Origin of the sequence: Psychrobacter okhotskensis (assembly GCF_013248965.1) — a bacterium.
GTDB lineage: Bacteria > Pseudomonadota > Gammaproteobacteria > Pseudomonadales > Moraxellaceae > Psychrobacter > Psychrobacter okhotskensis.
This window is the reverse complement of record NZ_JABRVQ010000046.1, coordinates 1-7,525: the sequence shown is the minus strand read 5'-3', so window position 1 is coordinate 7,525 and position 7,525 is coordinate 1. Positions and strand designations below refer to the sequence as shown.

Genomic DNA, 7,525 nt, shown 5'->3' with positions numbered 1-7,525 from the left:
AAAAAAAAAAAAAAAAAAAAAGCACTCAATCAGCAGAGTGAGTGTCGAGATCGTTGATTAAAAAACTAAGGTGAAAAGATAAGTAAGCCTGAACCCTTGAAAATAAAGGGCTATAGCTTAAATGAACTTATTTTATTTTAAAGACAACTAATTTAAAAAAATGTTCATTATCTTGAAAAACTGGGCTGCGGCTTAAATTTTTAGCCAAAAAAAAACAAATTATATTCTTTAAAAGTAACCACTATTAGTAAGACTCCCCTTCCCCTGAATCCTTGAAAGTAAAGGGCTACAGCTTGAATTTCTAGCTAACTACAACATTTAATATTCTTAAAAAAAACAAATTATATTTAAAAAAACGTCAAAAAAAAGTGTTTTAGTTGGTCTAAATTAGTAAGCATCTGATGACCAGTAAATCGCTGATAGAGTGAATTGATCTGTCTCAGCATTTTTTATGTACGCCAAGCCTTTATTTTGAAGGTCTGCATGAAAACTGTTCATAGCATCCCCCCAAATTTCAGCATAGTTATTGGCTAGTTGGATCAATTCATCGCCAGTGAAGTTACCTCGATAGTCCACCTCACCATTTGAGGTATAAGATTCCATTCTATTGTCACGGTTGTTAGTCCATTCGGGAATTTTTATTCTGTCATTATTTCCCTTTGTCGAAATAAAATAATCATACGCCATGATTAAAACCCCTCTCAAAATCGCTTCTTAATTCGGTGATAACGTCCTCTAAGCGGTCTAAATCTGTTTTGCGTGTGATGTGCTTACTAATCAAGTTAAGCAGCTGCTCGGCTATCTGTGGGTCATCTTTAGCGAGGGACAACATCATGCCACCGATGATGACTTTTTGACCTGTCTCTAATTTTCTTTGTCTGGTCTTTAATCGGTTCAGCTCGTCTTGTTTGCGGGCTATCTTTTGTTCTATCGTTGGCATAATCTCACCTAGAAAAATTTATGGTCTGTGTTAGTATAACAGTGAATCGGAGTTGTTTCACTTGGCTGTCTTTTTAGACAAGTGCGCACTTACGACTTGTTAAATCCTTATACTTCGTTTCATGGTTTTGACAAGTCCTAAGAGCGTCCTGCGGAGCAAAAGCCAAAATGACTAAATCTCAAAAAAAGGAATAAGAATAATGAGTCTATTTGAAGCCTCAAGTTTTGAGAAGTATAGAGAGCTTGCAACCAGTGAACCGATCACGGTTGATCTAACCGCAGACCAACAAGCGGTCATATTAAAGACGCATGACTACGGTTTAAATGCCCTCACCGAGATTGAAGAACGGCTGTTATTAGGCATTATGTTCACCCTAAAAAATGAGATACATCCCTAATGGCAATCTATCACGCCACCACCAAGCCGATCAGTCGTAGCAGTGGCAGAAGTGCCACAGCATCAGCTGCCTATCGTGCCGGTGCAGAAATCACGGATGAGCGCACAGGACTTACCCATGATTATAGTAAGCGTGGGGGCGTTCTTCTTGCCACTGTTTTTGATAAAGACGATAACGAAATTGATAGAAGCGAGCTGTGGAATTTAGCGGAACAAGCCGAGAAGCGAAAAGATGCTAGAACGGCTAGAGAGTGGATAGTTGCTATTCCATCTGAGTTAATGCCCGAATACCCAGAACAGTTAACCGATGATGAAAGGCGAAGTACCGAGCTACTTACTGACTACCAGTTGCGAAAAGAGTTTGCGGAGCATCACGCAAAAGATTTTTCAGGCACTCAAACCGCTTTAGATTTTGGAAAAATGCTATCTAAAAAATATGGGGTTGCGGTTGACGTAGCCATTCATGCTCCCGATGAAGAAGGCAGTAATAAAAATTATCATGCTCACATTATGACCACGACAAGACAAGTCAGCTTGTCAGCTGATGGTCAAGTTGAGTTTGGCGACAAAGCGACCATCGAGCTATCAAATACTAAGCGTAAGACGCTAGGGCTAGGCGCAACAAGCATTGAGATAAAAGAGCTTAGGGCAGAATGGGCGAAGATAGCTAACCAAGCCCTAGAGCGTAAAGGCTTTAATGAGCGCATCGACCACCGCAGCTATGCCGAACGTGGCATCGAGCAGCTACCTACGCAAAAACTAGGATGGAAAGCGTCAGCAATGGAGCGCAGAGGACTAGAAACAGACAGGGGCGACATTAACCGAGCTATCAACGCCGGTAATCTAAAAATACAGGGTTTAGCGCTAGAAATTCGCATCGACACCAACAAGAGGGAAGAACAAAAACAAGCCTTAGAGTTTCAGCAGGGCATGGACGCACTCAGAGCCAAGCAACAAGCAGCCAAAGCCCTACAAGCTACCGATACCCCACCGTCACCGCCAAAGCCGCAAATAGAGGCTGATATTGCCCCTGTAATTGAAGGGCAGACTGTCAACGAAGCGTTAGATGTGCAGCAAGGCTTTGATAAAATGGTGGCACAGACTGCGGAGAAGATTAGGGCAAAGACCATAGAGCCATACAAGGCTGATATGACAAGGCTTGCGGCTGAACATAAAGCATTAAAAGATAATAATTCATGGCTAGGTAGGGGTAAACGTGAAAAGCAGATGAAAGAGCTAGCTAGTGAGTACAAAGGGATCAAGAGAGATTTTAATGCGACCAAAAAGCGTGATCTTACAATGGATGCTAAAAAAAATATCGAGCATACAGCCCCCCAAGCCCACGCCACGCATGAGCAAGCAAGGGAGACACTGAATTATCACGCATCGTTCAGATATGGGGCTACAGAAGCACAGGCAGGGCGACAGTACACAGGAGAGATAACCGCAGTGACTCGTCTTGGCGTTATGCAGAAGACCCCAACAGGCAGGAATGTTTACCATGACTTAGATAGCTTTGAGGAGTTGCCGAACGTGGGCGATAAAGTAAGGGTGACTTATAACAAGGATAACAAAGCAGAGCTTGTTACAGTAGATAGAGCAGAGTTGACAAGGCAGACACAGCAAGCAGAGCTAGAACGGCAACAGAGCCAAGGTATAGAGATTGATCGCTAAAAGAGACGGTTTTATATTAACCCCACATTCCCATAGAAGCGCTAACCATAAAAGATATCACTGTCATGAAGAGTGATAATAAAACGGACACAATTATGCAAAGAGCTCCAACAGGAGATGCTAAGACAATAACTTTTCTATAGAAGCCGAAATATAATAGAAAGTAAATAGGACTTAGAGCAACAATTATTATTGAAGGGATTAGCCCTATGTAACGGTAGATTGTACCAAACATAATGATGATAAATTCCATAAATTTGATAGCTGATAAACTCCTGTTATGAACGACTATAAATTAGTAAATAAAAAATCTTATAATACTACTTTTTAAACTCGTCAATTACTACTTGATCAACTCTTCCCCATGTATTAGCTCGAAGTAGAACATTAGGACCGCCTAACAGTCCAGATCCACCTCCCTCAGTTAATATATGTATATTACTTCCTTTTAGTATAACTCTTCGCTCAACAACTCCTGGATGTAACTTATGGTTTTCCAAAGTTTCATTTCTAACACCAATTTGATTTCCTGCACTGTCATAAAGGCCAGAAGATTGAATGCTATCCTCTCCCCATGGCCCAGGAATATCTGCGTTAGAAACGTTGTTTCTACCTGGTGAAATAGGTGTTTTTTGTTTTGGATACACGCCTTTTTTGTTTAAGAAATTCACTACGGATTTGATACTGCAATTAGGATCATGTATTGAACATACAGGCGGCGATATATAGTCATAAGCATGATTACCATCTTTAGTGAAATTCACATAGTCATTATTCCCTACAGGTTGTCTTCTATCTTCTATGCCTTGTAATCTAGCTCTCTCTCTCGCTGCAGAAGATCCTGGTATTTCATCTGTGCCATACATGCCAGGGCCTGCCCAAAGTCCACCCTCTTCCAATGCTTGTTCAGTAGACACGTCAACCCAAACCCACAAGTCATCATCAGACATTTCATCTTCAGAATCTTTATCGTCAGAAGCTGCAAGGCTTGCAAACAAACTTTCTGGATCAGATTTAGGAAACTGTATAGGCGCTGGTTGCTCAACGCCCATCACTTCAAAACCAGATTCACAGAACGACTGCTGAACTGCAATGAGCTTAGCACCGCAGCTGGTTACATCTCCTGCGCGAGCAATGGGTGCACCATCGACAATAAACGAGGCATCCCCTGTCAAAATAGTCGTCAGTTTTTTACACTTCTTACAAACGACTTTATCGCCTTTACGCGATATGGGAATACCGTTGTGAGTCGTGTGTGGTGAGCCACTAATCACCTTACCGCCATGAGTTGTCGTCGCGCCTACGGTGATATAAGCTGCCATAGTATCGTCCTAAATATACCTAAGACATAAATTCTAACATGATAAATGGACATAAGTTTATAAAGCGAGGTGATTGATGAGATATGTATTAGCAACCACAGAGAGAGTTTTTAGATGGTATGTATTCGACCCTAAAACGGTGAGTAGTACCACTTATTCACTGAGTGAGGTGCTAGATTTGAACATAGTGCCAATAGCAGGTGACAAAGCAACTGCTAAGTTGTGGGCGCAAGAAATGGGGCTAAAAACGTGGCGTTATGTGAGACTGTAGACCGTAGCAAAAATAAGTCCAAAACATGCGCGTTTAGCACGACATAGAGTGTCATTTTTCGCATAAAGGTACATTATGGTAAATGGAAATAGGGGTGGAAATTCACTGGTTCGGTTGCTCTGAAATAGCCAAAAATCTCACCCAAAATAAAAAGACCTTCAGAAATCCTGAAGGTCTTTTTTTGTCCTAACAACCTTGAAAGCGCGTCATCAGTTGTTAATGGAACACCCCCTAAATATCTGATTTTAACCGTGGATAATAGTTTTACCTGAACCGCATCATCTAACACGATTTATGGCTAATAACCATAATAAAACCAGACATAGGGAATAGCGCTAAAAACTTAATTCGACGCCTTGCTGATTTCTCACACAACTTAAATTATTAAAGGATTTACACATGAAAAACCTTAAAATACTATCTTTAATTTTAGATATTTTTGCCACAATAGTGGAGATCATATTGCTGATAGATATAACACCGTTTTTATAGAAAAGCACTTTGTATCAGCGGATACAAAGGAGATTATAAGAACGATAAGGAGTATGTATAGCAAGCAGAATGCGAGCATAGTAGACAGCGTGATTTAGGATTTGAACGCTAAAATAGATTCACCTAACCAAAAACATATGATACAATCGTTCTTGTAAAGATTTGGTCTTACATATTCTTTACTAAAAATAATAGAAGGTTAATAAAATGTCTACAAAGAATTTTAATATGCGTTTGGATACTGATACTAAAAAACAGTTAGATAACGTCCTAGCTAGCTATGGATTGACTACGCCTCAAGTTTTTAAGTTATTGGCAAACCAAATTGTTAAAACTCGAAAAGTGCCTTTGTCTTTTGACTGGGTTGAACCTAATATGGAAACTCAGAAGGCTATGCGTGAAGCTCTGAACAGAACAGATTTTACAGAAAGTTATACGCCTGAAGAGCTTCTCAGAACACTATAAGAGCCAAATGATGCGAAAGATAGTTACAGAGAACAAGTTTAAAAGAGATGCAAAAAAGTTAATTACCCATTTGATGACACCTGAATGGGCTGAAGCTATAAATTGCTTATGTAAAGACTTACCCTTACCTGAAAAGTATAGTGACCATGCTCTAGTAGGTGAGTGGAAGGATTTTAGAGACTGTCATATTAAACCTGACGTAGTACTAATATACTTGAAAAAAGATGATGATATTTTACAACTGGTAAGGCTAGGTAGTCATTCAGAACTATTTAGCTAACGCCTTCTACTTATTGGGCCAATACTCGATCTTAAAAGCCACTAGACCAGCACATTTTATCAACTTCGTATTCGTCAATGACGAAATCATCTGGATAATCTTTAAATCCTGGTTTTTCACTTAGAATACTAATGACTTTTTCAGCCTCTTCCTTAGAACTATAAACGCCTAGTAACTTCATTCTTTCAACTAAACCTTCTGCTGAGTGCTCTAGTACATAAACATTTTTCATTTTAACCTCTTTTTTAATTTATTTACTTAAATGATCTATCGCCAAATTTCTGTATTCTACTAAACTCAGTCGACGCACCCTTTTGATAATTATCAGTATTATATTGCTGACGTATAACTCTGTCAGCGAAAGTTTTCCCATCTTCATTAGGGCGTTTACATGGTCTATAAGCTCCTTGTTTTACCCAATCAGGTGCATCGGTAGCTCCTTCTTTACCTTTTTTAGAAGTATCTCGAACTTTATATTCATAACATTTAGGAAATACTTTAGTATTAGGTGCAGCGTAGGCTATAGAAGTAGTTAGAAAAGTAGCCAAAATAGCAGAAACTATTATTTTCATATCCATCCTTCTGGTAAATAATTATTTTAATTTGAAAACTAATAATTACCGATTAAGGTCTACTCTTATATGGTATTTAAGTAAGAATTGTTACCAAAATATTTTCTACATTATTTTTTATAAGATATACACACATAAAATACTTAGCGGATAATATACTTAAAAGTATGGTTTGTCTTTTTGAGGACAAGATTTAATTTAAGCTATGCTTAATAACGCACTCTAGCCCATTATTAAGGTCTGCTTACCCATCCCCAAAAAAATAAACGCCCCTAGCACTTGACGTAGTAGGGGCGTTTATCGTTTAATATTCGTTAATGGTTACAGACGTTTGACGACGACTGTAACGACCAAATAAGCATTCACAGTGCGTTATTTGACCAGCAATTAAGCCCATTAGGGCATATTCTAAGCCAAATCTAGGCTATTTTGCAATCAAATTACCCATATTACTACCGTAAATTACCAATTTTACCCAGTAAAACCGCTTATTTGCTCGTTACTCACGCCCCTCACGACTTGTAACTGTTCCCTTGTAATGGGTGGCAGGCATCAGTGACGACTGCATTGCATGGGTGACAGTAAGCTCTCGACAGGGGGTTCTAGACATATTGAGCAACGCAATGAGTGGTTATATTGTCTTTCGAAGCGGTACATTGGGTAGTAAGCCCTTGCTAGCATTAGAAAGCGTATAGCGGTTAAGAGCGTGTCTAGGCGGTGCTATCAGCCGTAATCTTAACAGGGTCAGCTTGATACAGTGATGACCTCCTGATGAGTGTCCCAAGTCGTGCCGAGGGCATGAGTGAGCACCGTCAAGGTAACAACACTAAAGGATTTGCAGATTTTCATCTGTGAGTCCTTTAGGGTGAGTGTTCCCTGATTTCAGAACCCAGCCAAACCAAGAGCATAAGAACAACTTAGGCTCAGTCAAGTGTTATATAGCCCACTAGGCTATATAACATAAGAGATTGAAGAAAAATTTAAGTTAAGATAATAATAGCAAAAAAAAAAAAAAAAAAAAAAGCACTCAATCAGCAGAGTGAGTGTCGAGATCGTTGATTAAAAAACTAAGGTGAAAAGATAAGTAAGCCTGAACCCTTGAAAATAAAGGGC

10 protein-coding genes are annotated in these 7,525 nt (G+C 39.4%); 5 read left to right on the top strand and 5 right to left on the bottom strand.

The annotated features are described in order from the left end of the window. Positions 1 to 387: 387 nt before the first annotated feature. Together HQR03_RS13790 and HQR03_RS13785 are read right to left on the bottom strand one after the other, a co-directional pair. Positions 388 to 687, bottom strand: coding sequence for a hypothetical protein (locus HQR03_RS13790; RefSeq protein WP_173240586.1), 300 nt, complete (start codon positions 685 to 687; stop codon positions 388 to 390). Next, entirely contained in the window at positions 677 to 940 is a 264-nt protein-coding gene (locus HQR03_RS13785) for a hypothetical protein (RefSeq protein ID WP_173240584.1), read from the bottom strand. The genes HQR03_RS13790 and HQR03_RS13785 overlap by 11 nt, the downstream gene beginning before the upstream one ends. Before the next feature lie 199 nt (positions 941 to 1,139). Here HQR03_RS13785 and HQR03_RS13780 point away from each other — a divergent pair, with 199 nt between their 5' ends. Continuing rightward, the gene (locus HQR03_RS13780) at positions 1,140 to 1,337 is read left to right on the top strand and encodes a hypothetical protein (RefSeq protein ID WP_173240582.1); all 198 of its coding nucleotides are present in this window, start codon (positions 1,140 to 1,142) and stop codon (positions 1,335 to 1,337) included. Further along, positions 1,337 to 3,010 carry a MobA/MobL family protein gene (locus HQR03_RS13775; RefSeq protein WP_173240580.1) on the top strand — a complete coding sequence of 558 codons (1,674 nt, stop codon included), beginning with the start codon at positions 1,337 to 1,339 and terminating at the stop codon, positions 3,008 to 3,010. Before HQR03_RS13780 ends, HQR03_RS13775 begins: the two co-directional genes overlap by 1 nt. Before the next feature lie 320 nt (positions 3,011 to 3,330). On the opposite strand, the gene HQR03_RS13770 is transcribed toward HQR03_RS13775, so the two are convergent. Further along, on the bottom strand, positions 3,331 to 4,332 hold the full coding sequence (locus HQR03_RS13770) for a PAAR domain-containing protein (protein WP_173240577.1): 1,002 nt from the start codon (positions 4,330 to 4,332) through the stop codon (positions 3,331 to 3,333). 76 nt (positions 4,333 to 4,408) lie between these two features. Here HQR03_RS13770 and HQR03_RS13765 point away from each other — a divergent pair, with 76 nt between their 5' ends. The 3 genes from HQR03_RS13765 (at position 4,409) to HQR03_RS13755 (ending at position 5,840) form a co-directional block, all read left to right on the top strand. After that, positions 4,409 to 4,603 carry a hypothetical protein gene (locus tag HQR03_RS13765; RefSeq protein WP_173240575.1) on the top strand — a complete coding sequence of 65 codons (195 nt, stop codon included), beginning with the start codon at positions 4,409 to 4,411 and terminating at the stop codon, positions 4,601 to 4,603. A 699-nt stretch (positions 4,604 to 5,302) separates the two neighbouring features. Beyond that, the gene (locus HQR03_RS13760) at positions 5,303 to 5,560 is read left to right on the top strand and encodes a type II toxin-antitoxin system RelB/DinJ family antitoxin (RefSeq protein ID WP_173240573.1); all 258 of its coding nucleotides are present in this window, start codon (positions 5,303 to 5,305) and stop codon (positions 5,558 to 5,560) included. Positions 5,561 to 5,567: 7 nt separating this feature from the next. Then, positions 5,568 to 5,840 carry a type II toxin-antitoxin system RelE/ParE family toxin gene (locus HQR03_RS13755; RefSeq protein WP_444525857.1) on the top strand — a complete coding sequence of 91 codons (273 nt, stop codon included), beginning with the start codon at positions 5,568 to 5,570 and terminating at the stop codon, positions 5,838 to 5,840. 31 nt (positions 5,841 to 5,871) lie between these two features. On the opposite strand, the gene HQR03_RS13750 is transcribed toward HQR03_RS13755, so the two are convergent. Further along, positions 5,872 to 6,072 carry a DUF7336 domain-containing protein gene (locus HQR03_RS13750; RefSeq protein ID WP_173240569.1) on the bottom strand — a complete coding sequence of 67 codons (201 nt, stop codon included), beginning with the start codon at positions 6,070 to 6,072 and terminating at the stop codon, positions 5,872 to 5,874. Between the two features lie 22 nt (positions 6,073 to 6,094). Then, positions 6,095 to 6,412: a type IV secretion protein Rhs gene (locus HQR03_RS13745; RefSeq protein WP_173240567.1), complete on the bottom strand. Its 318-nt coding sequence runs from the start codon at positions 6,410 to 6,412 to the stop codon at positions 6,095 to 6,097. Positions 6,413 to 7,525 lie beyond the last annotated feature (1,113 nt).